General features: G+C 69.6%; 23 protein-coding genes and 2 pseudogenes. 13 read left to right on the top strand and 12 right to left on the bottom strand.

What is annotated here, in order from left to right:
* Nucleotides 1-196 precede the first annotated feature (196 nt).
* Nucleotides 197-2,014, bottom strand: a complete 1,818-nt coding sequence (locus IZR01_RS13145; protein ID WP_228559360.1) for a CocE/NonD family hydrolase — start codon at nucleotides 2,012-2,014, stop codon at nucleotides 197-199.
* Between the two features lie 8 nt (nucleotides 2,015-2,022).
* Nucleotides 2,023-3,006 carry an SDR family oxidoreductase gene (locus IZR01_RS13140; protein WP_194923968.1) on the bottom strand — a complete coding sequence of 328 codons (984 nt, stop codon included), beginning with the start codon at nucleotides 3,004-3,006 and terminating at the stop codon, nucleotides 2,023-2,025.
* A 310-nt stretch (nucleotides 3,007-3,316) separates the two neighbouring features.
* Here IZR01_RS13140 and IZR01_RS13135 point away from each other — a divergent pair, with 310 nt between their 5' ends.
* Nucleotides 3,317-3,883, top strand: coding sequence for a TetR family transcriptional regulator (locus IZR01_RS13135; RefSeq protein WP_194891532.1), 567 nt, complete (start codon nucleotides 3,317-3,319; stop codon nucleotides 3,881-3,883).
* 38 nt (nucleotides 3,884-3,921) lie between these two features.
* Here IZR01_RS13135 and IZR01_RS53195 read toward each other — a convergent pair whose 3' ends face one another.
* The 5 genes from IZR01_RS53195 to IZR01_RS13110 form a co-directional block, all read right to left on the bottom strand.
* Nucleotides 3,922-4,908, bottom strand: a complete 987-nt coding sequence (locus IZR01_RS53195; protein ID WP_323746994.1) for a PDR/VanB family oxidoreductase — start codon at nucleotides 4,906-4,908, stop codon at nucleotides 3,922-3,924.
* A gap of 2 nt (nucleotides 4,909-4,910) precedes the next feature.
* The gene (locus tag IZR01_RS13125; RefSeq protein WP_228559332.1) at nucleotides 4,911-5,978 is read right to left on the bottom strand and encodes a Rieske 2Fe-2S domain-containing protein; all 1,068 of its coding nucleotides are present in this window, start codon (nucleotides 5,976-5,978) and stop codon (nucleotides 4,911-4,913) included.
* A 21-nt stretch (nucleotides 5,979-5,999) separates the two neighbouring features.
* Nucleotides 6,000-6,770: an IclR family transcriptional regulator gene (locus IZR01_RS13120; RefSeq protein ID WP_194891535.1), complete on the bottom strand. Its 771-nt coding sequence runs from the start codon at nucleotides 6,768-6,770 to the stop codon at nucleotides 6,000-6,002.
* A gap of 173 nt (nucleotides 6,771-6,943) precedes the next feature.
* Nucleotides 6,944-8,311, bottom strand: coding sequence for an alpha/beta hydrolase (locus tag IZR01_RS13115; RefSeq protein ID WP_194923965.1), 1,368 nt, complete (start codon nucleotides 8,309-8,311; stop codon nucleotides 6,944-6,946).
* Between the two features lie 155 nt (nucleotides 8,312-8,466).
* Nucleotides 8,467-9,297 (bottom strand): PaaX family transcriptional regulator, encoded by an 831-nt coding sequence (locus IZR01_RS13110; protein ID WP_194923964.1) that lies wholly within the window; start codon nucleotides 9,295-9,297, stop codon nucleotides 8,467-8,469.
* Nucleotides 9,298-9,353: 56 nt separating this feature from the next.
* On the opposite strand from IZR01_RS13110, the gene IZR01_RS13105 reads away from it, so the two are divergent.
* The 4 genes from IZR01_RS13105 to IZR01_RS13090 are packed head-to-tail and all read left to right on the top strand — an operon-like array spanning nucleotide 9,354 to nucleotide 13,230.
* The gene (locus IZR01_RS13105; protein ID WP_194891538.1) at nucleotides 9,354-10,268 is read left to right on the top strand and encodes an SDR family NAD(P)-dependent oxidoreductase; all 915 of its coding nucleotides are present in this window, start codon (nucleotides 9,354-9,356) and stop codon (nucleotides 10,266-10,268) included.
* A gap of 23 nt (nucleotides 10,269-10,291) precedes the next feature.
* Nucleotides 10,292-11,161 carry an amidohydrolase family protein gene (locus IZR01_RS13100; protein ID WP_194891582.1) on the top strand — a complete coding sequence of 290 codons (870 nt, stop codon included), beginning with the start codon at nucleotides 10,292-10,294 and terminating at the stop codon, nucleotides 11,159-11,161.
* Between the two features lie 18 nt (nucleotides 11,162-11,179).
* A complete protein-coding gene (locus IZR01_RS13095; protein ID WP_194923963.1) occupies nucleotides 11,180-12,706 on the top strand; it encodes an acyl-CoA synthetase in 1,527 nt (508 codons plus the stop codon).
* 38 nt (nucleotides 12,707-12,744) lie between these two features.
* Nucleotides 12,745-13,230: a MaoC family dehydratase gene (locus IZR01_RS13090; RefSeq protein ID WP_194923962.1), complete on the top strand. Its 486-nt coding sequence runs from the start codon at nucleotides 12,745-12,747 to the stop codon at nucleotides 13,228-13,230.
* A 336-nt stretch (nucleotides 13,231-13,566) separates the two neighbouring features.
* On the opposite strand, the gene IZR01_RS13085 is transcribed toward IZR01_RS13090, so the two are convergent.
* Nucleotides 13,567-14,964 (bottom strand): ricin-type beta-trefoil lectin domain protein, encoded by a 1,398-nt coding sequence (locus tag IZR01_RS13085; protein WP_194923961.1) that lies wholly within the window; start codon nucleotides 14,962-14,964, stop codon nucleotides 13,567-13,569.
* 470 nt (nucleotides 14,965-15,434) lie between these two features.
* On the opposite strand from IZR01_RS13085, the gene IZR01_RS13080 reads away from it, so the two are divergent.
* The 3 genes from IZR01_RS13080 to IZR01_RS13070 all read left to right on the top strand — a co-directional run bounded on the left by IZR01_RS13080 (nucleotide 15,435) and on the right by IZR01_RS13070 (nucleotide 17,858).
* Nucleotides 15,435-16,202 (top strand): phytanoyl-CoA dioxygenase family protein, encoded by a 768-nt coding sequence (locus IZR01_RS13080; protein ID WP_194923960.1) that lies wholly within the window; start codon nucleotides 15,435-15,437, stop codon nucleotides 16,200-16,202.
* A gap of 206 nt (nucleotides 16,203-16,408) precedes the next feature.
* Nucleotides 16,409-17,647 (top strand): cytochrome P450, encoded by a 1,239-nt coding sequence (locus tag IZR01_RS13075; RefSeq protein ID WP_194891544.1) that lies wholly within the window; start codon nucleotides 16,409-16,411, stop codon nucleotides 17,645-17,647.
* A gap of 16 nt (nucleotides 17,648-17,663) precedes the next feature.
* Nucleotides 17,664-17,858, top strand: coding sequence for a ferredoxin (locus tag IZR01_RS13070; protein WP_194891545.1), 195 nt, complete (start codon nucleotides 17,664-17,666; stop codon nucleotides 17,856-17,858).
* A gap of 129 nt (nucleotides 17,859-17,987) precedes the next feature.
* On the opposite strand, the gene IZR01_RS13065 is transcribed toward IZR01_RS13070, so the two are convergent.
* Nucleotides 17,988-18,473, bottom strand: a complete 486-nt coding sequence (locus tag IZR01_RS13065; RefSeq protein ID WP_323746080.1) for a MarR family winged helix-turn-helix transcriptional regulator — start codon at nucleotides 18,471-18,473, stop codon at nucleotides 17,988-17,990.
* A gap of 84 nt (nucleotides 18,474-18,557) precedes the next feature.
* Here IZR01_RS13065 and IZR01_RS13060 point away from each other — a divergent pair, with 84 nt between their 5' ends.
* Nucleotides 18,558-19,742: an NAD(P)/FAD-dependent oxidoreductase gene (locus IZR01_RS13060; protein ID WP_194923959.1), complete on the top strand. Its 1,185-nt coding sequence runs from the start codon at nucleotides 18,558-18,560 to the stop codon at nucleotides 19,740-19,742.
* A gap of 99 nt (nucleotides 19,743-19,841) precedes the next feature.
* On the opposite strand, the pseudogene IZR01_RS13055 reads toward IZR01_RS13060, so the two are convergent.
* Nucleotides 19,842-20,141: pseudogene (locus IZR01_RS13055) on the bottom strand (enoyl-CoA hydratase/isomerase family protein); the annotation flags it as partial.
* Nucleotides 20,142-20,176: 35 nt separating this feature from the next.
* Complete coding sequence (locus IZR01_RS13050) at nucleotides 20,177-21,160, bottom strand: YsnF/AvaK domain-containing protein (protein WP_194923958.1); 984 nt, start codon at nucleotides 21,158-21,160, stop codon at nucleotides 20,177-20,179.
* A gap of 218 nt (nucleotides 21,161-21,378) precedes the next feature.
* Between IZR01_RS13050 and IZR01_RS13045 the strand changes: the two genes are divergently transcribed.
* Complete coding sequence (locus IZR01_RS13045; protein WP_194891548.1) at nucleotides 21,379-21,651, top strand: GlsB/YeaQ/YmgE family stress response membrane protein; 273 nt, start codon at nucleotides 21,379-21,381, stop codon at nucleotides 21,649-21,651.
* 56 nt (nucleotides 21,652-21,707) lie between these two features.
* Here the strand turns inward: IZR01_RS13045 and IZR01_RS13040 are convergent, their stop codons facing one another.
* Nucleotides 21,708-22,382, bottom strand: a complete 675-nt coding sequence (locus tag IZR01_RS13040) for a LysR substrate-binding domain-containing protein (protein WP_194923957.1) — start codon at nucleotides 22,380-22,382, stop codon at nucleotides 21,708-21,710.
* 65 nt (nucleotides 22,383-22,447) lie between these two features.
* On the opposite strand from IZR01_RS13040, the pseudogene IZR01_RS13035 reads away from it, so the two are divergent.
* The 3 genes and pseudogenes from IZR01_RS13035 to IZR01_RS13025 form a co-directional block, all read left to right on the top strand.
* Nucleotides 22,448-22,956: pseudogene (locus tag IZR01_RS13035) on the top strand (zinc-binding dehydrogenase); the annotation flags it as partial.
* 120 nt (nucleotides 22,957-23,076) lie between these two features.
* On the top strand, nucleotides 23,077-23,577 hold the full coding sequence (locus tag IZR01_RS13030) for an RICIN domain-containing protein (protein WP_194891551.1): 501 nt from the start codon (nucleotides 23,077-23,079) through the stop codon (nucleotides 23,575-23,577).
* Nucleotides 23,578-23,725: 148 nt separating this feature from the next.
* Nucleotides 23,726-25,207, top strand: a complete 1,482-nt coding sequence (locus IZR01_RS13025; protein ID WP_228559330.1) for a S41 family peptidase — start codon at nucleotides 23,726-23,728, stop codon at nucleotides 25,205-25,207.
* Nucleotides 25,208-25,302: the final 95 nt, after the last annotated feature.

The raw sequence follows: 25,302 nt of genomic DNA, 5'->3' as shown, positions 1-25,302 counted from the left end.
GACTTCACGACGGCTCCTGGTAGTGCGGATGGCGTAGACAACCGCTGCTCTACCAGGAGCCTCATACATTCAACAAATACGTGCTCTCATACACCACCCGGCTCCGCCGGGATCTCGGACAGCCTCTAAGACCACCGTGCCGCCGCGGGACCACGGCGGCGCCGGTGCTCGGGTTCTCGGTCGTTATCGGTCGTTATCAGTCGGAAATGACTGGCAGGATCAGGTGGGACGCATACTCGGGGCCGGTGTGCACAGTCACAGTGCCGGCGTAGACCTCATCGGGCCGGGTGGTCGGGTCAGCGTGCAGGAACGGGCCGGAGCCGGTGAACGAGGTGCGCGGATTCGCGTGGGCCTCGGCCTCCTCGACCGCGGGCCGGTGGACGTAGTCGTGCGCCTGGACATCGAGAGCGAGCGTGAAACCGGCCGGCAGCATCAGGCTCGTCGGCAGGATCTCGACGTCGACCTCATAGATAGTGCCGGGCTTTAGCGGCTCGACGCGGTCGTGCGGGTGCAGCGGCAGGAACGGCCGCGACCGTTGCGGGTCCACAGCGCGGTGCGAGGCGCGCAGCCAGCCTTGGCTGATCGGCACGTGCGGGTCGTTCGCCCCCTGATACGTGACCTCGGTCCCGTCCGGCGCGAACGCACGCAGCACGAGGAACAGGTCGGCGTCGGCGGTGGACGATTCGACGAACAGCTTCGCCCCCACCGGTCCGGCGAGCTCGATGTCCGCGGGGACGACGTAGCTGAATGCGGCCCGTCCTTCCTTGCCGCTGTAGGACACGGACGCATGATCGGGGGCCGGGGTCGTCGTCATCGAGCCGTGGTCCGTGATGAGGCCATGGTCCGCGTTGAGGCCGTGGTCCGCGCTGAGGTAGAGCCGGGTCCACTGCGTCTCGGGCAACGGCCAGTCGCTGGAGACACGCTCGCCGACGCGCCCGTCGGCGTGACGGGTCCGCAGATGCACGCGGGGCTGCTCGTCCCAGCCGTTGTCCTCGGCCTTGAGAAAATGGCCGAGGAAGCGCTTCTGCAAGTCCACGCCGTAGTCGGCGTAGAAGAGCGAGAAGTGCGTCTCGTCGTGCATCGCCAGCCACTTCTGGTCGGAGCCGGCAAGCTCGAAGCCGCGTGTGTTGCCGCGCAGGTGCAAGCCGAGGCCTCCCCAGTTGCCCGCGGACAGCAGCGGCACGCGAATCTGCGAGAGGTCGCGGGTCCGCGCCCGATGGTGGTCGTCGACCAGCGGGTGGCTCTTGTCGATGGCCGGCATGTCCACCCGGTTCGCGGCTAGTTCCTCCGGGCTGAGGGTCTGGTCGCCGCACACGAGCTGGCCGGTGATCGGGTTGCGCCCGCCCCGCTCGCCTAGGCCGTGCTGCGCCCCGCCGGCGATGGCGCCGTACCAGAGGTTCTCGAAAGTCGTATGGATTCCGCCGTGGTAGGTCACGTCGCGGTACCAGTCTGCGGCCCCCTCCCAGGCGACGACGGCGGCCAGGTGCGGCGGCCGCAACGTCGCGACCTGCCAGGCGTTCATCGCGAAGTAGGAGATGCCGTTCAGCCCCACCTTGCCGTTGCTCCAGGACCGGCTGCCCGCCCATTCGACGCATTCATACAGATCCCGGATCTCGCGCTCGGAGAGCGGGTCGAGCACGCCCGGCGAGCGGCCGGCCCCTCGGGAGTCGACGCGGACCAGGGCGTAGCCGTCCGGAACCCACCTGTCCGGATCGACGAGTTCGAACACCTGGTACTTCCCGCTCGTGCCCTCGGCGATCTCCGGGTGCATGGCGAGCATCGCCCGGTACGACTCGGCCTGGTACTCGCGGAAGGGCTTGCCCTTTCCGTAGGGACCGTAGGTGAGCACCACGGGGTAGTCCCCAGGCGCGGTGGGGCGGAAGACGTCGGCGCGCAGCACGTTTCCGTCATCGACCACGATCGGCACGTCCCACTCGATGGTCATGTCGCCGACCACGTCAACGCGGAACGGGCCGTCCAGATCCGGAGCCGTCGTCTCGGCTATCTCGTCCATACTCACCTTCACTCACCTTCAACTTTCTCGAGAAGAGCGAAGTACTCGGGCCGGTCCAGGTCGGTGAGCAGGTCCGGGCCGATCGGGTTCCAGCCGAGTTCCTTGCGCGTCAGCTCGCTGGAGACGTGGTTGTCCCGGGCCACGAACGGCGCGAGCCAACCGAAGTGGCCGCTCGACTCCTCGTTCGTCAGCGACTGAGCCGGTACGTTCAGGCGCTTGGCGATGACGTCGGCGATCGCGCGCATCGGCACCCCCTCGTCTGCCACGGCGTGGTAGCGCGACCCCGCCGAACCGGCCTCCAGAGCCAGCCGGAACAGGCGCGCGACGTCCCCCTTGTGCGCCGCGGGCCAGGTGTTGGAGCCCGGGCCGACATATCCGGCCACGCCCTTCTTGCGCGCCGCGGCGATCAGCCGCGGAACCATGGCCTTGTCCCCGTCGCCGTGCACTGTGGGCGGGATCCGCACGATCGACGCGCGGACCCCGCGCGCGGCGAGCGCCAGGGCCGCCGCTTCCGACCCGATTCGCACCGCGCCGGGCGAGGTCGGATCCGGCGCCTCCCGCTCGGTCACCAGGTGGCCGGACGCGAGCGTCATCGTGGGGAACGCCACGACGAGCGGCCCGCCGGCGGCCGCGAGTACGGACCCGAACTTGTCGATCGCCCGGCGGTCCGCGCCGGCGCCCGCCGCCGCGAACCGCCCGACGATCCCCCGCGGGCTGCCGCCCAGCAAGACCCCGAGCCTGGTGCCGAGCGACATGTGCCCCATGCTGTGCAAGTAGGCCAGGTGGATCACACCGTCCGCCTGGGCCGCCCCCTTCCGCAGGCTCTCCAGGTCCGCCAGGTTGCCCCGATGTACCGCGGCGCCTGCCGCGGTCAGTTTGGCGGCGCCGTCATCGGTACGGGCCATACCGAGCACCTCGTGCCCGTTGTCCAACAATTCCTTCACGAGCGGCGTACCGATGAATCCGGTCGCGCCCGTCACGAAAACACGCATGAGACAACTTCCTTGCGACCGACTGGCCGGGCATGTCCCCGGCGAGTTCGTAAACAGTCGCCGGCACTGGCGATCCGGTGCCGATGACATCTGATGTCATCACCATAGCCGTGATGACGCTCGATGTCATCACTGGCGGGAAACCCTCGCCTTGAGATCGCGGTATCGTTCTCATCTTAATGGCACTGAGCTGGCCATTAGTCGAACGAAGCAGCTCCGTCTACCCTTATGGCAGGGCGTGTCATAGATTCGCGCGCAAGCGTTGCCACGAACTGGGGTGGCGAGCGCCGACGGAAGTGAGGATCCGCAGATGGGCAGATGGGAGCCGGACACCCGCGGCCGCTTGGAACGGGCGGCCATCGAGCTCTACCTGGAGCAGGGGTTCGACCAGACCACCGTGGCGCAGATCGCCAAGCACGCGGGCCTGACCACGCGCACCTTCTTCCGCCACTTCCTCGACAAGCGCGATGTGCTGTTCGTCGGCATGGACGAACTCAAAGAACGGGTCGCGAACACCATCGCGGCCGCACCGGCCGCCTGGCCCATGGTCAAGGCCACCGCCTCGGGTCTCACCATCGCCGCCGCCGCCCTCCAGATGCGCCGCGACGAAGCCCAGGCTCGCCGAAGCCTGATCCGGGCCACCCCCGAACTCCGCGAGCGCGAACTGATCATGTTCGCCTCGGTCGCGGAGACGGTCGCGACCGTGCTCAGCGACCGCGGAGCCGCCGAACGCGCCGCGCGCGTGACCGCGCAGGCGATGCTCGCCGCGTTCCAGGTCGCGTTCGAGTACTGGGGTGAGCACCCGGACCGGGAGCTGCCCCAGTTGGTCGACGAGGTGCTCGACGAGCTCGCGGAGTCCGTCGGATCTGACGACTGACCAGCAGTGGCAGTTCGTCAAGTGAAACGCCCGCCTGGTCACAGATCCAGAACCAGTCTGTCGGTCCTCGCCCGCGACACGCAGATCATCATCGTGTCGCCCGCCGCGCGCTGCGCAGCGGTGAGAACGGAGTCGCGGTGGTCGGGAACGCCGTCCAGGACGTCGGTCTCGCACGTACCGCAGGTGCCCTCGGTGCAGGAGTAGAGGACCGGTACGCCGGCGGCGCGCACGGCGTCGAGGATCGAGGCGTCGGCGGGGACGTCGAGGGTGCGACCGGTGCGGGACAGCTCGATCTCGAACCGCCGGTCGCCGCCGCCGCCGACGACGACGCCACCACCGCCACCGACGCCGCCGTCCGCCTTGGGCTCGAAGCGTTCAACGTGCGGTTCGGGCCACCCGGCGTCCTGGCAATACGCTTCGACCGCGTCGAGCAGGCCGCCCGGTCCGCAGCAGTAGATCCTGGTCCCCGGCGTGGGTGCCCCTAAGTGGGCGGCGAGATCGAGCAGGCCGTGCCGGTCCTGAGGGCGCAGGACGACCCGGTCGTCGTAGCGGGCCAGTTCGTCGACGAACGCCATCGAGGATCGGCTCCGGCCGCCGTACAAGAGCGACCACCGCGCGCCGGCGGCCTCGGCCGCGGCGACCATCGGAAGGACCGGGGTGATGCCGATGCCGCCGGCGATGAACCAGTAGCGTTCGGCGGGAAGCAACTCGAAGTGATTGCGCGGCCCGCGGGCTCCGACCCGGGTCCCGACCGGCAGCTGCCGGTGGACGTACTCTGATCCCCCGCGCCCGTCCGGCTCCAGCAACACCGCGATGCGCCAGGATCCGGCGTCTGAGGGGTCTCCGCACAGCGAATACTGGCGCTCCAAACCGTTGCCGAGCACCAGATCCACATGCGCACCGGGCTGCCAGGGCGGCAGCGCGGAGCCGTCCGCGCGCCGCAGCGTCAGGCTGACGACGCCCTCGGCCTCGGCGCGGCGCTCGGTGACGATGAGGGTGTGCGCCGGCTCGGGTCCCTGGCTCACGCTCACTGCCCGGCCAGCCGCGCGAGAATCCGGCGCGCCGCCAGGCCGCCGGCGTCGATGCCGATGCTGAGCTCCTGGTAGCCGGCCGGCTCGGCGTCGAGGGCCTTGTGCAGGATGTTCAGCGCGTCGACGTCCTGCATCACCACCTGGTGGTTGAAATCGCGGAGGAACTCGGTGACCTCGGAGTCCTCGGTGGCGAAGTTCCGCGAGACGGCCCAGAAGTCGTAGACCGCGCCGGGCGCCGAGGGGGTGATCGCGTAGGTGATCTCGGTGCGGAACGACGGGCTCTGCTCGCCGACCGGCGTGATGCGGCTGTGCAGCAGGTACAGGCAGGGCGCGAAGTACTCGATGTCCTGAAGGCGCGTGATGCGGCCGCCGATGCCGGTCGACTTCGCGTAGAAGGGCGGGCACGCCGCGTCCGTCATGTGCCGGGCCACGCGGACGACCCCGGCCTGCTCGTCGGCCTCGGTGGTGATCGGCGTGTCGGCGACCTCGGGGGTGCCGATGTAGCCGCCGTGCAGGTAGGTCTCGTGGGAGAGGTCGAGGAGGTTGTCGACCAGCAGGCCGTAGTCGCAGTCGATGGGCTCCATCCCCGAGACCGTGACGAACTCCGGGTCGGTCAGGTGCCGGGCCCGCGGAATCAGCTTCTCGTCGGCCAGGCCGGGATCGCCGATCCACACCCACACGAACGAGTCCAGCTCCGCGACCGGATAGGAGGCGACGCGCGCCGTTCGCGGGATGCGCTGCTGCCCCGGGACGAAGACACAGGTCCCGGACGTGTCGTAGGTGAAGCCGTGGTAGCCGCAGACGACCGTGTCCCCGTCCAGGCGGCTCTCGGACAGCGGATAGCGGCGATGGACGCAGCGGTCTGCGAGCGCGACGGCGCGGCCGTCCCGTGCGGTCCGGTAGAACACGATCGGTTCGCCGAGGACGGTCCGCGCCAGCAAGGATCGGCCGACTTCGCTGCCGTAGGCGGCGACGTACCACTGGTTGCGTGCGAATGCTGTGGCCACGGGAGGACTCCAGAGGAGAGAAGTGCGCTGTCGCGTTGAGCGTCGCAACGCCCGCATCCGGCGACAACACGACTTCCGTCAGGCGGAAGCTCCCGTCGGCGGCTGCCAGCCCAGGGCCCGCGAAATGCCCGCACCGGCCACGCGCACCGCCGGGATCAGCGCGTTCGGCCGCGCACCCACGGCATGGACGACCACGGAGACAGACGCGACGACATCGCCGTGCGGTCCCCGAACCGGCGCGGCCACGGACAGCGCGTCGTCCGTGATCTGGCGCTCGCTGACAGCGCACCCGCACTGCCGGACCTCGGCGAGCATGCGTCGCAGCCGCCGCGGATCGGTGACGGTGTGGCCGGTGAAGGATTCCAGCGGCCCGGCCAGGTATCCGTCCTGGAAACCGGCCGGGCTGTGCGCGAGCAGCACCAGGCCGACGCCGGTGGCGTGCAGCGGCCAGCGCGCCCCGACCTGCGTCCGCACACCGACCGCCGAACGTCCGGCGAGGCGCTCGACGTAGACCACCTCCGCGACGTCCCGCACCGCGAGCTGGACGTTCTCGTGGGTGGCCTCGAACAGGTCCTCCAGGAACGGCATGGCGGCCTCACGCAGCGCCAGGCCGCGCGGGGCGAGCGCGGCGAGCTCCAGCAGCCGCAGCCCGACGCGGTAGACCCCGGACTCGTCGCGCTCAAGCGCACCCCAGGCGGTGAGCATCCCGACGAGGCGGTGCGCGGTGGGCAGCGTGAGCCCGGCGCGGCGGCTGACGTCGGTCAGCGTCAGCGCCGGATGCGCGTGGTCGAACGCCGCCAGCACGGCCAGGAGCCGGTCGGCGGCCGTCCTGGCGCCGGGTTCGGTCATTTCTCCTTCCTATCGCACAGTCTTGGCGTCTCGACTGCACCACGTGGCCACCGCGCAGTCTTGGCATCGCTGCCGCACAGTCTTTGCGTCTCGACTGCACCGGGTGACTACCGCACAGGCCTGGCGTGGCTACCGCACAGGCATGGCGTCGCTACCGCACAGGCCTGGTGTCGCTACCGCACAGGCCTGGCGTCGACGAGCCGCGCGGGCCGGAAGTCCACGAAGGCCGTGGTCCCGGTGGGCTGGTCGGCGCCGAGCGCGGCGGCCGAGGTGTCACCCCAGTGCCCGGTGTCGATCCGGTCCTCGACCGCGTGCAGCCCGGCGAGCACCTCGTTCGTGGTGAAGGCGCAGTGCCCCTGCCGCGCGACGTACGCCTGCCGCAGCAACCCTCCGTCGCCGGCGTCCCGGACCCGCGCGGCGAAGGCGTTCTCCTGCTCGACCGGGACCAGCTGGTCCGCAGTGGTGTGCAGGTCGAGCAGCGGCACGGCGAGCCCCTGCCCCGCGGTCGAGGTCCGCGCCATCCACGCGGTGGCGGCGGGATCGGCGTGGTAGGCCGGGGCCGCGGACAGGGCGTCCAGATCGGCGTTCAGGTCCAGGCCGGCCGCCTGATACAGAGCTCGGACCTCGTCCCGGTGCGACGAGGAGGCGAGCAGTGCCCGCCACTGGAGTCCGGCGGTGGAACCGCTGTCGCCGCCGGCCGCCTGCTCGATCGCGGGCCGCGACCCGATGATGAACGCCAGCTGGCCGGCCGCGATCCACGCCGCCTGCTGGCTCTCCTGGCCCACCGCGTCCCCCGGCGCCGGCGGGTTCTGGCCGGGCGCCCAGGTCGGCAGGTTCAGGAACGCCGCCGCCAGGGCGATCCGGGCCCGTCCGGCGGGCGTCTGCTGCGCGGCCGCGACGGCGTCGGTCAGGGTCGTCGCCACGGCCGCGGCATCGTCGGATCCGGAGTAGCCGGTCAAGTGGACATGGGCGGCCGGCGCCAGCAGCGTCGCCAGGACCACTTCGCCGGCGAGCTGGTAATCGTTCAGGTCCAGCCCGCCGGCGACCAGGCCGCACAGCCCGAGCGAGCCGGCGACCCGGCCGTGCGCGTCGCGGACGATCTGGGCGTTGACCAGGCCGCCCATCGACTCCCCGACCGAGACGGTGCGAGCCGGCCGGCCGAGAACGGCCTTGACCGCGTCCAGCGTCTGGAACTGGTCGCGCTCGGCGCTGCCCAGAGCCCACCACGAACCGTTCGGGTCGTACGAGGAGCCGGCCAGCGCGTATCCGGCGGCCAGCAAGGCGGACTGGGACTCCGGGGTCGGCGCGTCCTGCGCCACCGTGGGCCCGTACCCGTGGCTGAACAGCAGCAGCGTGCCGTTCCAGTCGGCCGGGACGTCGGCGATCCAGGTCGCGCCGTCGGCGAGCGTGCCGGTGTGGTGCCCGGGCGACGGGGCCGGTGCGGCGGTCGCGGTCGAGGGCATGACCACGAAGGCTGAGAAGGTTGTCAGGACCGTGAGGCCGACAGCGAGGCGTCGGCGCGTGCGTGTACGCGTGCTCATGAACGGTGCTCCTTTTCGGAAAGGTTGCGAAGGGAGCGTGACGAGGACGCGACGAAATGTAGGGCAGTTTTTTGGCGGCAGTCAATGGCATGCCGAATATTTGGCCGCGGCGGACCACTCCGGGCCGTACCCGGTGATCAGGGCATTGCGGTCGACTAGCTGAGCCGAAGGGTGTCCAGCGTCCGCTCGGCCTCGGCGCGCGCCGCCGCCTCCCGCTCCCGCGCGAGCGCGTGGAACAGTTCCTCGGCCTCGATGGCGGGCCAGTCGGCCGGCAGATGTCCGGCCGGCAGGTGCGGGTCGCGCCGCACCAGGTCCAACCAATCGGTGTGCAGCAGCAACTGGCTTCCCAGCGGGTCCGGCACCCCGGGTCCGGGCTGCGACCAGCGCTGGAGGAACGCCTGGTAGTCGGCGGCGATCGCGCCGATGTCGAAGGCCGTCTCCAGCACGGCCGCGACCTCGGTCGGCTTCAGGACGGTGCCGCGGAACACCCGCAGGTGCGCGTCCAGGCCCAGGTCGCCGAGCAGGGCGGCGGCGTCCACGTCCGAAGGCGCCACCCACAGTCCGTTCTGTAGCGGCCCGAACCCGCCCCAGGTGAGCCGGGAGCGCAGATCGTGCCGTTCCCGGCGCCACGCCTCGGGCAGCGAGAACCCGACCAGCGTCCACTGGCCGTCCCAGTCGAGGTTGGCCGCGCCGCGCTGCCAGATCCGGTCGTAGCCGTCTTGCAGCACCGACACCGCGCGCGGAGTGAGCGCGAAGTACATCTTGCGTCCTTGGCGGTGGCGCTCCAGCAGGCCTCTGCCGACCATGCGGGTCAGCGTCGAGCGCACCGCCTCCTCGGTGACGTCCACCCGGCTCAGGGCGTCGATGACCGAGCCGGAGGAGACCGCGAGATCGCGTCCCAGGACGTGGATGCCGAAGAACGTCAGCATCAGCGACTGCGGTCGCGGCGAAGGCTCGGCACTGCTCACCAGGTCAGGGTAGGGCATCGCCAATATTCGGCAAACTGTTGACGGCAGTCACAACAATGCCTAAGTTGAGCCGCATGATCCTCCCCAACAAGGTGGCCGTCGTCACCGGAAGCGGGCGGGGCCTCGGCCTGGCCTACGCCAAGGCCCTGGCCGCCGCCGGCGCGGCGGTGGTCGTCAACGACGTCGACGCGGACGCGGCGCGGGCCGCGGTCAAGGAGATCGAGGCGGCCGGCGGCCGGGCGGTCGCCGAGGTCGCCGCGGTCGGCACCGCGGACGCCGCCGAGGCCCTCGTGCGGCGCGCGGTCGACAGCTTCGGGCGCCTGGACGTGATGGTCACCAACGCCGGCGTGCTGCGTGACAAGGTCCTGTGGAAGATGTCCGACGACGACTTCGACACCGTCGTGCGGGTCCATCTGCGCGGCACCTTCACCTGTGCCCGCGCCGCCGTCGAGCGCATGCGCGAGCAGGGCGAGGGCGGCCGCGTCATCGTCGCCGGCTCCCCGGCCGGCCAGCGCGGCAACTTCGGGCAGACCAACTACGCCGCGGCCAAGGCGGGCATCGCGGCGATGGTCCGCACCTGGTCCATGGAGCTGGCCAGGGCGGCCATCACCGCCAACGCCGTCATCCCGGTCGCGGCCACCGCCATGACCAAGACCATCCCGGCCTTCGCCCCGCACGTCGAAGCCCTCGAACACCACGGCACGCCGCTGCCGGACGCGCTGCGCAAGGGCGAAGGCTTCGGCACGCCGCAGGACGCCGCCCCGCTCGTCGTCTTCCTGGCCTCCGACGCCGCCGCCGGCATCACCGGGCAGTGCATCGGCATCGGCGGTGACAAGCTGGCGCTGTGGTCGCATCCGCAGGAGATCTCCGTGGCCTACGCCGACGGCGGATGGAGCGCCGAGGCCATCGCCGCCGCGTGGCCGGTCAGCGTCGGCCGGACCCCGGAGACCGTCGGCATCCCCGCTCCCGCCGATCTAGGGGCGCTGTGACGAACGCTGCGACGAACGCCGTGATGAACATCGACGAACTCACCGCGATCGACGTCCACACCCACGCCGAGGTGTCGGCCAAGGGACACGGCTCGCTGTCGGAGGAACTGGACTCGGCGGCGGGCCAATACTTCAAAGCCGAGCACCGCCGCCCGACCCTGCCGGAGATCGCCGCGTACTACCGCGAGCGGAAGATGGCCTGCGTCGTGTTCACCGTCGACGCCGAAAGCGCGACCGGGACCCCCGCCGTGCCCAACGAGGAAGTCGCCGAAGCCGCCGCCGCGAACCCGGACGTCATCATCCCGTTCGCCAGTATCGACCCGTACAAGGGGCGGCTCGGCGTCAACCAGGTCAGGCGGCTGGTGCGCGAGTTCGGCGTCCGGGGCTTCAAGTTCCACCCCAACGTCCAGGGATTCGCCCCGAACGACCGGCTGGCGTACCCGCTGTACGAGGCCATCGAGGCCGAGGGCGCCATCGCCGTCTTCCACACCGGCCAGACCGGCATCGGCGCCGGCGCGCGGGCCGGCGGCGGCATCCGGCTCAAATACAGCAACCCGATGCTGGTCGACGACGTCGCGGTGGACTTCCCCGACCTGCCGATCATCCTGGCCCACCCCTCGTTCCCCTGGCAGGACGAGGCGCTCGCGGTGGCGACCCACAAGAGGCAGGTCCACATCGACCTGTCCGGCTGGTCGCCGAAGTACTTCCCGCCGCAACTGGTGCAGTACGCCAACACGCTGCTGAAGGACAAGGTGCTGTTCGGCTCGGACTACCCGCTGCTGACCCCGGACCGCTGGCTGGCCGACTTCGCGAAGCTGCCGATCAAGGACGAGGTCCGTCCCAAGATCCTCAAGGAGAACGCGGCCCGGCTGCTCGGCCTGGCCGCCGACTGAGACAGGGAGCGCATCGCGATGCACAACCAAGGCATCGGATCCTGGCCCGCACGCCGGGCGCGCAAGACACCCCATCGCACCGCCCTGGTCCACGAGGACCGCGCCATCACGTACGCAGAACTCGACGACCGGGTGAACCGGCTGGCCCACGTATTGCGCGAGCGTGGGATAAGCCGCGGCGACCGCGTCGCCTACCTGGGTCCCAACCACCCGGCGTACCTGGAGGCCCTGTTCGCCGCCGGGGCGATCGGTGCGGTGTTCGTACCGCTCAACACCCGCCTCACCGGGCCCGAACTGCGGCACCAGATCGACGACTCCGGCAGCGCCCTGCTGGTGACGGCCGGCAGCCCGCACCGCGACCTCTCCGGCTCGCAGATCGAGGTGCTCCCCGCCGAGGGCACCGGCTACGAGGCGGCACTGGCCGCGGCGGCGCCGCAGTATCGGGACGAGCCCGTCGGCCTGGACGACCTGTGCCTGATCATGTACACGTCGGGGACCACCGGCCGGCCCAAAGGCGCGATGCTGACCCACGGGAACATGACCTGGAACTGTCTCAATGTGCTGATCGACGGGGACTTGGCAGCCGACGAGGTCACCCTGGTCAGCGCCCCGCTGTTCCACATCGCCGCGCTCGGCATGACCTGCCTGCCCACCCTGCTCAAGGGCGGCACGGCGGTCCTGGAGCCGGCCTTCGACCCGGCCCGCACCCTGGAGCTGATCGAACGCCTCCGGATCACCTGCCTGTTCGGCGTCCCGGCGATGTACGAGATGCTCGCCGCCGCACCGGGCTGGGAGCGGGCGGACCTGTCCAGCCTGCGAAACCTGATGTGCGGCGGCGCACCGGTTCCGGGCCGCACGATCCGGCGCTATCTGGACCGGGGCCTGGCCTTCGTGCAGGGCTACGGCATGACCGAGGCGGCACCGGGCGTGCTGCTGCTTGCGGGCCGCGACGCGGCCGAGCACGCCGGATCGGCCGGGGTGCCGCAGTTCTTCACCGATGTGCGCCTGGTCGGCGCCGACGGCGCGCCGGTCGGCGTCGAGGAGCCCGGCGAATTGCTGGTCAGCGGCCCGAACGTGACCCCCGGCTACTGGCAGCGGCCGCGGGAGACCGACGAGGCGTTCCACGACGGGACCTGGTTCCGCTCCGGCGACATCGCCCAGGCCGACGCCCAGGGGTACGTCCGGCTCGTCGACCGGGTGAAGGACATGATCATCTCCGGCGGGGAGAACGTCTACCCGGCCGAGGTCGAGGACGCCCTGCTGGACCACCCCGACGTCGCCGAGTGCGCGGTGTTCGGCGTGCCCGACGAGAAGTGGGGCGAGGTCGGCCGGGCCGTGGTCGTGCTCAAAGCCGGCCGCGCACCCGACGGCGCCGCACTGCTGGCCCACCTCGACGGCCGGCTGGCCCGCTACAAGATCCCCAAGTCCGTGGTCTTCACCGACACGCTGCCCCGCAGCGGCGCCGGGAAGCTGCTCAAGGGTCCGCTGCGCGCGGCCCACGGCACTGGCGTCGACCCTCACGGTACTGACATCAATCCTCTGTGAACCAATATCAATCCTCTGTGAAAGGTCTGCGACCAACCATGCCCCGCACCGTGACCGGCGTCGCCGGACTCCTCGACCTCGGCGCCGTCGGCCCCGACACCGTCAACCCCAGCGCCGTCGACCTCGGCCACAGCTCCTGGCTCGCCATCGAGCAGGAACGGGTGAACACCTTCGCCGACGCGACCGACGACCACCAATGGATCCACATCGACCCCGAACGTGCCGCCGCCGGGCCGTTCGGAGGCGCCATCGCCCACGGCTACCTCACCCTGTCGCTCCTGATCCCGCTGTGGAGCGAGTTGCTGACCGTCACGGACGTCGCGATGGCGGTCAACTACGGCCTGAACAAGGTCCGCTTCCCCGCCCCGGTCCACGTCGGCTCCCGCATCCGCGCCCACGGCACCATCGCCTCGGTCACCGAGGTCAAGGGCGGCGCCGAGGTGGTGGTCGACCTGAGCGTCGAGATCGAGGGGCAGGACAAGCCCGCGTGCGCGGCGCAGGCCGTGTACCGGTTCTTCGCCTAAGCCACGGCCCTCGCTCAGCTCCTCATCGCCACGTAGGCGTCGGCCTGGATCCCGTACAGGTCCGCGTACCGGCTCGTCGAGGATGAACAGCGGCGGATCAGGGCGCATCGAAGCCCTCGCCAGAGCGGTCTTCTGCCACTGGCACAGCGGTGACGCCGAGCGCGAGCACCCGCCGTGACGAACCGATCAGAGTCACGCTGCCTCCTGATTCGAACCTGCGACCATCGGATTGAAAGCGTTCTGTGACCGACGTCTTGCCGGTCACAGAACGCTTCAGGCGCGGCGGCTACGCGTTCGGCAGCCGCCCTTGTCGGACTAGTCGGATGGGCGCCGTGTTCAGCTCAGCGTCCACTGCTGATTGCTTTGTCCGTTGCAGGTCCACAGTTCGGCCAGCGCACCGTCGGCGGTGGAGGCTCCGGTCACGTCCAGGCAGAGCCCTGACTGCGATCCGGTGACGGTGCCGTTGGAGTTGAGGGCCCACTGTTGGTTGCTCTGGCCGTTGCAGGACCACAGGATCGCCTTGGTGCCGTTGGCGGTGCCCTTGTCGTTGGCGTCCAGACACAGGGTGCTGCCGCCGACCGTCACCGACAGCTCGTTCGAGGAGTTGTGCGTCCAGGTCTGGTTGGCCTGCCCGTTGCAGTCGTAGATCTGCTGCTGAGTGCCCGGCGTGGTGGTCGAGTTCGGATCGTCCAGGCACTTGCCCGCGCCCACCGCGTGCAGCGCCCCCGTGCCGTTGCCCGGCGGCGTGGTGCTCGGGGTGGTGCTGGGCGAGGTCGGGCCGCTGGGGCTGGTCGGCGGTGGGCCGGACTGGAACTGGGTGAAGAAGTTCCACACCACTCCCGAGGTCCAGGTGTGCCAGCCGTCGCCGGTGCTGCCGTCGATGGGGCCGGGATCGTGACCGGCTCCGTCGAACGCGGCCCAGACGACCGGCTTGCCGGGCAGGCAACCGGAGTAGGCGGTGACGATGTGCGTCAAGCTGCCGTAGGCCGGTTCGGGTGGATTCTGCGGGGTGCACTGGTTGTTCCGGACGAAGGTGTCCCGCAGCGCCCGGCCGTCCGCGATGGGCAGGACGTTGTCCCGGATGCCGTGCAGGCCGATATATGCCTCCGGCTGCGTTCCGCCGGCGCAGCCGCTGAGGTTCGCGCCGGAGTAGACGGCGACCGCACGGAAGACGGTCGGCCGCGCGCACGCCAAGGCGTAGGTCATCGAGCCGCCGTAGCTGAAGCCTGAGGAGAAGATCTGAGTGGTGTCGACGCAAAGCCCTGATTCGAACTGGTTCAGCATGTCGTCGACGAACGTCACATCCTGGCCGCCGGTGTTCGCCCAGCCGTTGTTGATGCCCTGCGGCGCGACGAAGATGGTGCCGTTCCCGTCGGCGTCAGCCAGCTTCCGCAGCCCGTAGAAGGACCAGTTGTATCCATCGGTCCCACCGGAATCGACGTCGGCCGCCGTCCCCCCGACCCAGTGGAACCCGAAGACCAACCGGTAGGGACGAGTGTCGTCGTAGCCCGCGGGGACTTCGACGATGTAGCTGCGCGTCTGGCCGCTGCTCTGGATCGTGTGCGTACCGCTGGCCAGCGTCGGCGCCTTACCGCAACCGCTGGAGGCCGCGGCGGCAGCCACCGGCGACGCCGATGCACTGCCGAGGCCTCCGTACACCGTCAGCGCGCTCACCAAGGCGACCAGCAGCGCCATGAGCGCGACCGGCCCGAAAACGGCTTTGCCTTTCTGCATTGCCTCACTCTCCTTGACCGTCCAGGGCGACTCGCCAGAGCGGCTGCACCGTCTTCCCCGGCCGTGGACGGCGATCCGGTCGGAGCCGGGCGGGTTCTGCGCTCTCCGCGGCGGATGATTGGGTCGAACCGGTTCACCCGGCCGATCCGAGGGGGATCGTAAGACTCTTGGCATGAGAGGTCAACGGTATGTTTCGTACTCTTATCGGCCACTCGCGCCCGCCGCTCGCTCCTCACCGATCGCAATGCTGGACGCTCATTGATCGACCAGGGGGTTGGCGTCGACGTCACGACCGATCCGACCCGGATCGACCCATGCCGACGTCATGATCACGCTTTCAGTTCCCTGAAAGTTTCATACCTATCTTGTGTCTGTGAGGTCCACCGATGATCAGCTTCAATGTTCAGTGCACGTATATGCGTACCCTGACATGATCTGCCGCCGCACCGGAGGCCGGGCACAATGGCCAAGTGGGCGTCGACGTCGAAGGCTTCATCAAGGACGGGTACGTGGTCGTGCGCGGCGCGTTCGATCAGGCCACGGCCGCGCACTGTCGAGAGCTGATCTGGGCGGAACTGCGCGGGCGCGGGATCGGCGAGGATCAGCCGACCGCCTGGCCCGCGCATGCGCACATCGACTCATTGGATGGCGAGCCGTTCACCGCTGCCGCCGGAGCTCCCGCGCTGACCACGGCCTATGACGAGCTGATCGGCGCGGGCCGCTGGACCCGGGGCATCGACGCCGGCCGAGCGGTATCGGTGCGCTTCCCCTCGCCGGAGCGGGCAAACTCGGGCTACCACATCGAGGGCAGCTACGGCGCAGCGGGCGGCCCCTACCGCTGCAACGTCCGCTCGCGCGGACGCGGGCTGCTGGCACTGCTGCTGTTCGGCGACGTCGGCCCGCAGGACGCACCGACCCGGCTGGTATCCGGCTCCCACCTGTACGTTCCCGAATTCCTCGCGCCCTACGGCGAGGACGGGACAGTCTCAGACGGCTGCTATTGGCGGCCGTCCGTGTTGTGCCGACCGGTGGTGCACGCCACCGGCCAGGCTGGCGATGTCTTCCTGTGCCACCCGTTCATCGTGCACACCGCCACCTGGCCGCACACCGGCACCGCGCCTCGAATGATCGCGCAACCGGCCGTGCACGTGCGCGACGGCTTCGCCATCGACGGCTCGGATTCCGCCCCGGTGGCCCGGGCCATCGTTGCCGGACTGGAGATGGCGGCGCAGGCTTAGCCGATGGCCGATGGCCGATGGCCGATATGGCGGCGACGGCACCAAGCCACCGCACGTCGCCTCCACTACAGGAGATCCCGCATCCGTCCGACCGAACAAGGGTTCTGCGACGCAGAGTATAGACACTCTATATAGATAGTTGATACTGTGCGTAGTGATCAGGTCGCCCCTCGACGACGAGAAACCTTCGGAAAGGGCGAGGCACCATGAACCCCGTCTCAGCACCCACCCATCACGCGCTGACGACCGAAATCCCCGACTATCCCATGTCCCGCGCCACCGGCTGCCCCTTCGATCCACCGCCCGAACTCAGCGAGCTGCGCGCCCACGCCCCGGTCAGCCGAGTCCGGCTCTGGGACGGCAGCACCCCGTGGCTGGTCACCGGCTACGCCGACCAGCGGGCGCTGCTCGGCGATCCGCGGGTCAGCGCGGACGTCACACGCTCGGGCTATCCGCACCAGTCCGCCGGGCTCAAGGCCCGGCGGGCCGAGGCCTCCACCTTCATCAACCAGGACGATCCCGAGCACGCCCGGCAGCGGCGGATGGTCACCGCGGCCTTCTCCATCAAGCGGGTGGAGGCGATGCGGCCGGCGATCCAGCGGATCGTCGAGGAGCTGATCGACGAGCTGCTGGCCGGCCCGAAGCCGGTCGATCTGGTCCAGGCCTTCGCGCTGCCGGTCCCCTCCCTGGTGATCTGCGAACTGCTCGGAGTCCCCTATCAGGACCATGAGTTCTTCCAGGTCCGCAGCAGGGCTCTGATCAAGAGCACCGCCACGCCGGAGGAGTCGGTCGCGGCCGTCAGGGAGCTGATCGCCTATCTCGACGACCTGGTCGGCGAGAAACTGGCACACCCGGCCGAGGACCTGCTCTCCCTGGTCGCCGAGCAGGTCCGCGCGGGGGCGCTGACCCGGCGTGAGGCGGCGAGCATGGCTCAGCTGCTGCTGGTGGCCGGGCACGAGACCACCGCGAACATGATCGCGCTCGGCACGCTGGCCCTGATCGAGCACCCGGACCAACTCGCCCGGGTGCGGGAGAGTCAGGACCCGAAGCTGATCGCCTCGGCGGTCGAGGAACTGCTGCGCTACCTCAACATCGTGCACAGCGGACGGCGCCGGGTGGCCCTGGAGGACATCGAGGTCGGCGGGGTGACGGTGCGCGCCGGCGAGGGCCTGGTGCTGGCCAACGACAGCGGCAACCGCGACCCCGAGGTCTTCGCCGAGCCCGACCGGCTCGACGTGGGCCGCAACCCGCGCCGGCACGTCGCGTTCGGGTTCGGCGTGCACCAGTGCCTCGGCCAGCCGCTGGCCCGCGTCGAACTACAGGTCGTCTACAGCACGCTCTACCGCCGCATACCGGGGCTGCGGCTCGCCGCGGACATCGAGCAGATCCCGTTCAAGCACGACGGACTCGTATACGGCGTCTACGAGCTGCCGGTTACCTGGTGAGCGGACAGGAGGAACCATGAAGGTGATCATCGACCAAGACAAGTGCGTCGCCTCCGGCCAGTGCGTACTGGCCGCGCCGGAGGTGTTCGACCAACGGGAGGAGGACGGCATCGTCGTCCTGCTCGCCGAGAACCCGCCGCAGGACGCGGCCGAATCGCTGCGCGAGGCCGCCGCGCTGTGCCCGGCGCTGGCGATCGCGCTGGAAGAATAGTAGGCCTCTGACAGACCCCTGCCAGACTCCTCACAGGCCCCTGACACGCCGACACGTCCTCGCCCTCCGGGGGTGAACCCGCGGGCGAGGACGTGCCCGAACTGGTTGGCCTGGTCGAAGGGCCGGCGCCTATTTCCGGTCCTGGGCGGCGGCTCCCCGCTGCCGCTCAACCAGGTCACGCAAGCGTTCGATGACGGGGACCGCGGCGGCCAACGTCGCCGCCTCCTCGGCCGACAGCTCGTCGACGGCGTCAGCGAAGATCCCCGCGGTGATGGCACGGCGCGCGCGCAGGTAGGCCGAGCCCGCTTCGGTGATGGCGACCACGACCGCGCGCTTGTCGGTCGGGTCGCCGCGGCGCTCGACGTAGCCGATGCGAACCAGCGCGGCGACCAGCGAGGTGACCGACGGCTGGGTGACGCCCTCGGAGGCGGCCAGTTCGGTGATGCGGCGCGGCCCCGTGCGTTCGAGGGTCGACAGGGTCGCGATCGAGGTCAGGCTCATGTCCCGGGGGCTGAGCCGGACGAACGAGGCCAGCAGGTCGTAGACCGCGGCGGCGGCACCTCCGGCGGCGTGCACTGCGGGCGTCGCGTCTCGGGGACCGACGGTTGTGCTCACGGTGCGAGCATAGCCGGGCTCTGCGCTCGGGCCGTGACACATTGACTCTCTATATAGTTTCCCTACATATTTTGAGGCGCCAGCATGCTGAACAACGTTGTCATCGTGGGCGCTTCGGCCGCGGGCCTGACCGCCGCCGAAGCCCTGCGCAGCCGCGGCTACTCCGGCACGCTCACCCTGGTCGGCGACGAGCCGCACGCCCCCTACGACCGGCCGCCGCTGTCCAAGCAGATCCTCGCCGGCGCCTGGCCGACACAGCGCGTCGCCCTACGCTCCCCCGAAGCCTTCGCGAAGCTCGACGCCGAGCTACTGCTCGGCCACTGCGCCACCGGTCTGAACCCGCGCGCCCGCGAGGTCCACCTGGACGACGGCCGGCTGCTCGGCTACGACGGCCTGATCATCGCCACCGGCGTCACCCCGCGCCGGATCCCCGGCTGCGACCTGCCCGGCGTCCACCTGCTGCGCAGCCTCGACGACGCCCTCGCACTGCGCGCCGAATTGCTCACCGAGCCGCGGCTCGCGGTCGTCGGCGCCGGATTCCTCGGCGCCGAGGTGGCCGCCGTGGCGCGAACGATGGGCCTGAAGGTGACCCTGATCGATCCCTCGCCGCTCCCCCTCAGCCGCCCCTTCGGAGTGCGCGTCGGGCAACGCCTCGCCCGCCTGCACACCGACCACGGCACGAAACTGCACAGCGGCACCAGGGTCCGCCGCCTGCTGCCCACCACAAGAGGAGAACGACGGATCGCCGGAGCCGAACTGACCGACGGCAGCGTACTGAAGGCCGACGCCGTCGTGGTCGCAGTCGGCTCCACCCCCGCGATCAGCTGGCTGACCGACTCCGGACTACCACTGGCCGACGGCATCACCTGCGACGCCACCTGCCGCGCCGCGCCCGGCATCTACGCAGCCGGCGACGTCGCCTCCTGGCACAACCCACACTTCGGCATCCGCATGCGACTGGAGCACCGAATGAACGCCACCGAACAGGCCATGGCCGCAGCCGGGAACCTCCTCGGCGGCAACCGCCCGTTCGCCCCCGTCCCCTACCTGTGGACCGACCAATACGACGTACGCGTCCAGGCACACGGCATCTTCCCGGCGGACGCCGAGATGACCGTCCTGAGCGGCGACCCGGACCAGGGCCCGTTCACCGCGGCATACGGCCACCAGGACCGCGTCGTGGGCGTCCTGGCCTGGAACAGCCCACGCGAAGTCCGTCGGCTGCGGAGCCTGGTGGTCGAGCACACTCCATGGCCGGTAGCCGGCTGACCATCAGCAGGCAGGCCGGAAGGCCTGTCTGGGAGACCGGCTCAGTCTCATGCCGCCGCAGTGGCCTTGATCGCCGCGGTGAGGAACCGGGTCTGGATCGATGCGCCGGGCCAGGTTCGTGACGAATCCGTCGAGCTCGTCCGGCGGCAGGGCGCGGTTGACGAGCCCGTAGCGCTCGGCGAGTTCGGCGTCGGCCAGTTCGCCGCCGAGGATCAGTTCGAGCGCGCGGGCACGGCCGATGAGGGAGGTCACGTATTGCGTGCCGCCGCCGCCCGGGTAGATGCCCATCAGCGTCTCCGGCTGCGCCTGCCCGGATTTGCCGATCGCCGCGAAACGCATGTCGAGCGCCATGGCGAACTCGTTGCCGCCACCACGCGCGAAGGGCCCCTGCGCTTTCGCGCAGCGGGCCCCTGTGGCTACATAGATCCGAGACCTCAGCGTCGCTTCGGCTGCTCGTCTGCCATCGTCCGCTTGTCAGTGCTCATCGCACCGGCCTTGGCCCGAGCACCGTCCGGTTCGATGATCTCGAACTGCTCGGTGCGGACGTTGTCGCGGATGACCTGCTCCTCGGTGACCACCTTTTTTCTGAGGACGACCCGCTCCAGCGGCACGACCTCCTTGGTGGCGTGGACCTGCTCGTCGAACAGCACGAGTTCCTCGACCTGCTCAGACCAGTCTGTGTGCGTCCCCGAGCCCTGGGCCGGGTCGTCGATCGCGACACGCACCACTTCATAGGTCTCGTGGTGCAGCTCGACGCGTTGCTCCACGGGGGCCTGCTCCGTGTACTTGCGCAGCCGGACCCGGCCGGCCTCCCTGTTCTCCTTGGCCACGTGGAGGCGCTCGCCGTAGCGCGTCGCGTCGAGGGTCGCTTCGCGGTGGAGGTCCTGCGGGACCTTGATGTTCTCAGCGTTCCGTTCCCCGCTCATGCCGCTCTGGCCCATACTGCTCTGGCCCATGCCGCTCTGCATGTCCTGTCGGGTCTGCATGTCCTGTCGGGCCTGCATGTCCTGTCGGGCCTGGGCCTGGGCCTGGCCACCCGTCTGTGCCGCCGCCCTGGTCCGCATCTGGTCGTCCGTCCGCTGAGGCGAACCGTTATCCATGCTCATCTTGGAGGACTCACCTGTGGTGCCATAGTGCTTGGACAGTGCCGCGACCTCCTCGGGGCCGAGGTGGTCGTCGAAGTCCAGCTTCGGGGAGTTCTTGATCGTGGCCTCGAGATGCGGAACCCGAATCGCGTCGCCGCTCAGCTGAGCGCCCTCCAGCGGCACCACATGTTCACGGCGGAGTACGCCCATGCGCACCGTGGCCCAGTCTGGTTCGCCCGTGGTGTCGTTGACGAATATGCGGTCGATGGCGCCGATCTCCTGCCCATCGCGCCCCACCATCTGCTTTCCGAGGTACTGATCTCTGCCCGTCATGACGTCGACCTCCAACTTGCGACGGTTCCGCGGCTTCGTCGCGGATCCCACATTCCCCGCGTCACAGTCAAGGCCGGGGATATCGGCGTCGCATCCACTCGTACTCCCTTTGGGCTAATCACTCACTTGGCCACCATTGGCTGCATGCTGAAGCGAGGGAGGCTGATAGTGGGTTTCGGCGGAACAAATCGGGACCGACAGATCACAGCGGAGTAGCCATGTTTCAGCTCTTGTGGATCCTCATTCTGGGCCTCATCCTCGGCGCCGTCGCCCGGCTCCTACTCTCCGGCAAGCAGGACATTCCCATCTGGCTGACCATGATCGTCGGTGTCGTCGGCGCCTGGCTGGGGAACGCGGTCGCCGGCTGGATCGGCGTCCGCCACACCGGCGGTGTCGACTGGATACGACACGCCCTCCAATTGGGCTTCGCCGTCTGTCTGGTTGCTTTGGCCACATCTATGTGGTCAGGTCGGCACCAAATCCGACGGTAGCCGACGCTCATACAACCACATCGCTGCCGCGGAAATAGCCGGCGACTAGCATTGTCTCAGAGTTCTGTCGCGACTTCCCGCAGGTACGCCTCAAGCCGTCTGATCGGCGCGGTCACGCCTTTGGTATCGAGTCGGCAGGTGTAGAGGCGACGGGCGAGTGTCGGCCGCTGCATCAGGAGAGCCACCACGCTGGTGGGAGCGTCCAGCAGCAGCAACCGCGGCAGTAGCGCGACGCCGAGGCCGGCCGCGACGAGATTGAGTGCGGTGCGGAAGTCGATGCCGTCGAAGTCCAGGCGTTGTCCGCTCCCCCGGTCGCCGATGACGGGTGCTGCTGCCAAGTCGCGGACGTCGACCGGGGTGTTGATCCACGCGTCCGACGGCAGGTCGGTTGGGGTGACGCTGTCAGCTCCCGCCAGGGGGTGGCCGACGGGAAGGACGACCATGATCGGATCGTCCATGAGGTGCGCTTGTCGCAGCCCGGCGGGCACTGGCACCGGAGCGTGTTCGTAGTCGAAGGTGATGGCCAGGTCGATCTCTCCCCGGAACAGCAGCGCATGCGTTTCGCGCTGTTCGAGTTCACGCAGTGCGATGTGAACTCCCGGACAGGAAGCACGCAGGCGTGCGAGCGCGGGAGGGACGATGGAGGCCGCCGCAGAGATGAACGCGCCGAGCCGCACCTCGCCGACGGTGCCCTCGGCGAGCGCCGCGAGCTCGGTGGCGGCGCGGCTCATCGACATGCTGATCGCGGCTTCGGTGTCGAGCAGGACCTGTCCGGCCTCGGTCGCGCGGACGGGACACGATCGGTACCGGGACCGCCGTGGAGGCACGCAACCTCGCGCCGCTGCCCGGAGACGTCGACTTCACGGTCGGCGCGAGCCTGCCGATCTCCGGCCTGACCGCATGGCAGGGCTTGTTCCAGCACGGTCGCCTCCAAGCCGGCCAGAGCGTCCTGGCCCACGGCGCCGCCGGCGCGGTCGGGTCCGTGGTGACGCAGCTCGCCCGGGAGTTCGGCGCCTACGTCATCGGAACCGGCCGGGCGGCCGACCGCCAAGCGGCACTCGACTTCGGCGCGAACGAGTTCCTCGACCTCGACCGCGACGATCTCAACGACATCGGCGGCGTCGACCTGGTCTTCGACGTCATCGGCGGCGACGTCCAAACGCGCTCGGCGAGCATCATCCGACCCGGCGGGACGGGCGCCTTCGCACCCACATCGGAACCGTCGCAACCCTCGACGACGCCATCCCCGCGCTGAACCCGACCGAGCGGCGCAAGGGCAAGACCGTCATCCGGGTGCGCCCCTGAGCGCCCGGAGCAGGCCGGCAGCGACGTTCAGAAACGATGGCCGACTATAACAGGGCTCTTGTATACGTGATGCCGCCGCATTAGGTTGACGCCCGGAGCGCCTGACACCGGGAGGGTCTCATGATCTCAAAGCGCCGTTGGGCGGCGATAGCCACTGGGTGCGCACTGGTCGTGTCGTTGGAGGCATCCACGGCGAGTGCGGCCACCGTGTCACCGCACACGACGACCTCGTCAGGCTCCTGTACTGCCTGGTTCTTCCTGCACACGTTCGATGGCCAGTACCTCGACGCGAGGGGCACGGGGCTCGCACAGACGCTGGGCTACGACGGACAGATGGACGAACAGTGGTGCTTTGAGAATGCCGGCAACGGTTTCTACCGCATTCACAACGCATATCTCAGCGGTGACTACTGCCTCGATGACGGCCAGCAGTACCCCAACGTCCTGGTCTACGCCTGCGACGGCAACTCCCAGCAGCAGTTGTGGAGGGTCGGTACCAACCCCGACGCGAACGGCTTCATCCAGCCGTCCGATCACTCTGGCGTCGGGCTCTCGCCGCGCGGCGACAACTACCTCGTCCATCTGACTGCGGGCAATGGATGGGTCTGGGACCGCCAGTAGCCTCGCGGTATTCTGCGCGCGACCTTCTACCAACTCCTCCACTACGCATCCCTCTACCTAGGTCTCGTGTCGGTCATACCGAAGGATGAGGCATGTGGAGGACCGATGGCCGATGCCCCGGTGCGCCGCATCGCAGCAGGCTGACACCATGAAGCGAACCAGTGCGCGAAGCGCGCCGCGAGGCAGGACGCTGTGCCGGATCGGTGCCGTCACCGCCGCTGCGGCGCTGGTGGCGGCCGGAGCCGCGACCGGAGCCGAAGCGAAGACCGGGACCGGGACGGGGATTCGGACCGGGACGCCGGCCGGGCTGGACGGCGCGTGGCAGATGGCCGGCTACGGCCTCGTCCTCGACGTCGAAGGCGCCACGGTCACGGCCTACGAGACCACCGCCATCAGCTGCCTGCCCGAGTTCACCGGCACCAGGACCGGAACCGCCGGGCCCGGCGGCGACACCACCTTCGCGGTGGGGACGACGCTGTTCACGCTGCGCCCGGAACAGCGGGCGCGGGCCCTGTCGATGACGATCCAGGAGTCGGTCGGGCTTCGGCACCTCGCTCGTCTCGCCGCCCTCCCCGCCAGGTGTACGCAGCCGACTCCCACGGATCCGCGTACCGTGTTCGACATCTTCTGGCAGACCTACCAGGAGAACTATCCGTTCTTCGCCGCGCGCGGCATCGACTGGCAGGCCACCGGCGCCCGGCTGCGGGCCGAGATCACGCCGAAGACCACCGACGCCCAGCTCTTCCAGATCCTCACCGACGCCTTCGCCCCGCTGAACGACTCGCACACCGCGCTGAGTGACGGCACCACGACCGTCTCCCCCTCACGCCCGGGCACCGTCAGCCCGAGCCGCGCCTACGACGCCGGCATCGAGGCCTTCATCCAGGCACACGACCTCACCACCCCGCTCCAGGAGTGGGGTCGCGGCCACATCGCCTACGCCGACCTCCCCGGCGGCATCGGCTACCTGCGCCTGTCCTCCTTCGCCGGCTACACCAGCCCCGACGACAGCGCCGGCTTCGCCTCCGACAAGGCCGAGCTGGACAGGGCCCTGGACGCGATCTTCACGCCGCAGCGCACCCAAGGTCCGAACGCCCTGCGCGGCCTCATCATCGACGACCGCGTCAACGGTGGCGGCTCCGACGTCCTGGCGCTGGACGTCGTCTCCCGCCTGACGTCGAAGCCCTACACCGCGTACTGGAAGAAGCACCGCGACGACCCGAACGACCCGTCCGTCTTCAGCCGGCCCGAGCCGATCCGCGTGACACCCTCCGACAACCCGATCTACCGTGGCCCCATCGCGCTGTTGGCCGGAGGCTCCACGGTGAGCGCGGGCGAAACCTTCGCACAGGCCCTGATGGGCCGCACCCCCGCCCCGGTCCGCATCGGCGAGAACACCCAGGGCTCGTTCTCCGACACGCTGAACCGCACTCTGCCGAACGGCTGGGAATTCGAGCTGCCGAACGAGGAGTACCCGACGAGCCGCAACGGCCCCAGCTTCGACATCACCGGCATCCCACCGCAGATCCGGATCCCGGTGTTCCCGCCGAACGAGCTCGCCGCCGGACGGGACACGGCCTTCACGACGGCGCTCGCGGTGCTGGAGGACTGTTCACGACCCAACCATTAGCGCTCTCCCGCTCAGCTACCGGATCGCACTCTTCCCGGCTCAACGAGATCTCATCAGGTCCCGGCCACTTCGATACGCCCAACGCACACGGAGCG

It is taken from the genome of Catenulispora pinisilvae, assembly GCF_015356865.1.
GTDB lineage: Bacteria > Actinomycetota > Actinomycetes > Streptomycetales > Catenulisporaceae > Catenulispora > Catenulispora pinisilvae.
This window is presented reverse-complemented; position numbering and strand designations above follow the sequence as displayed.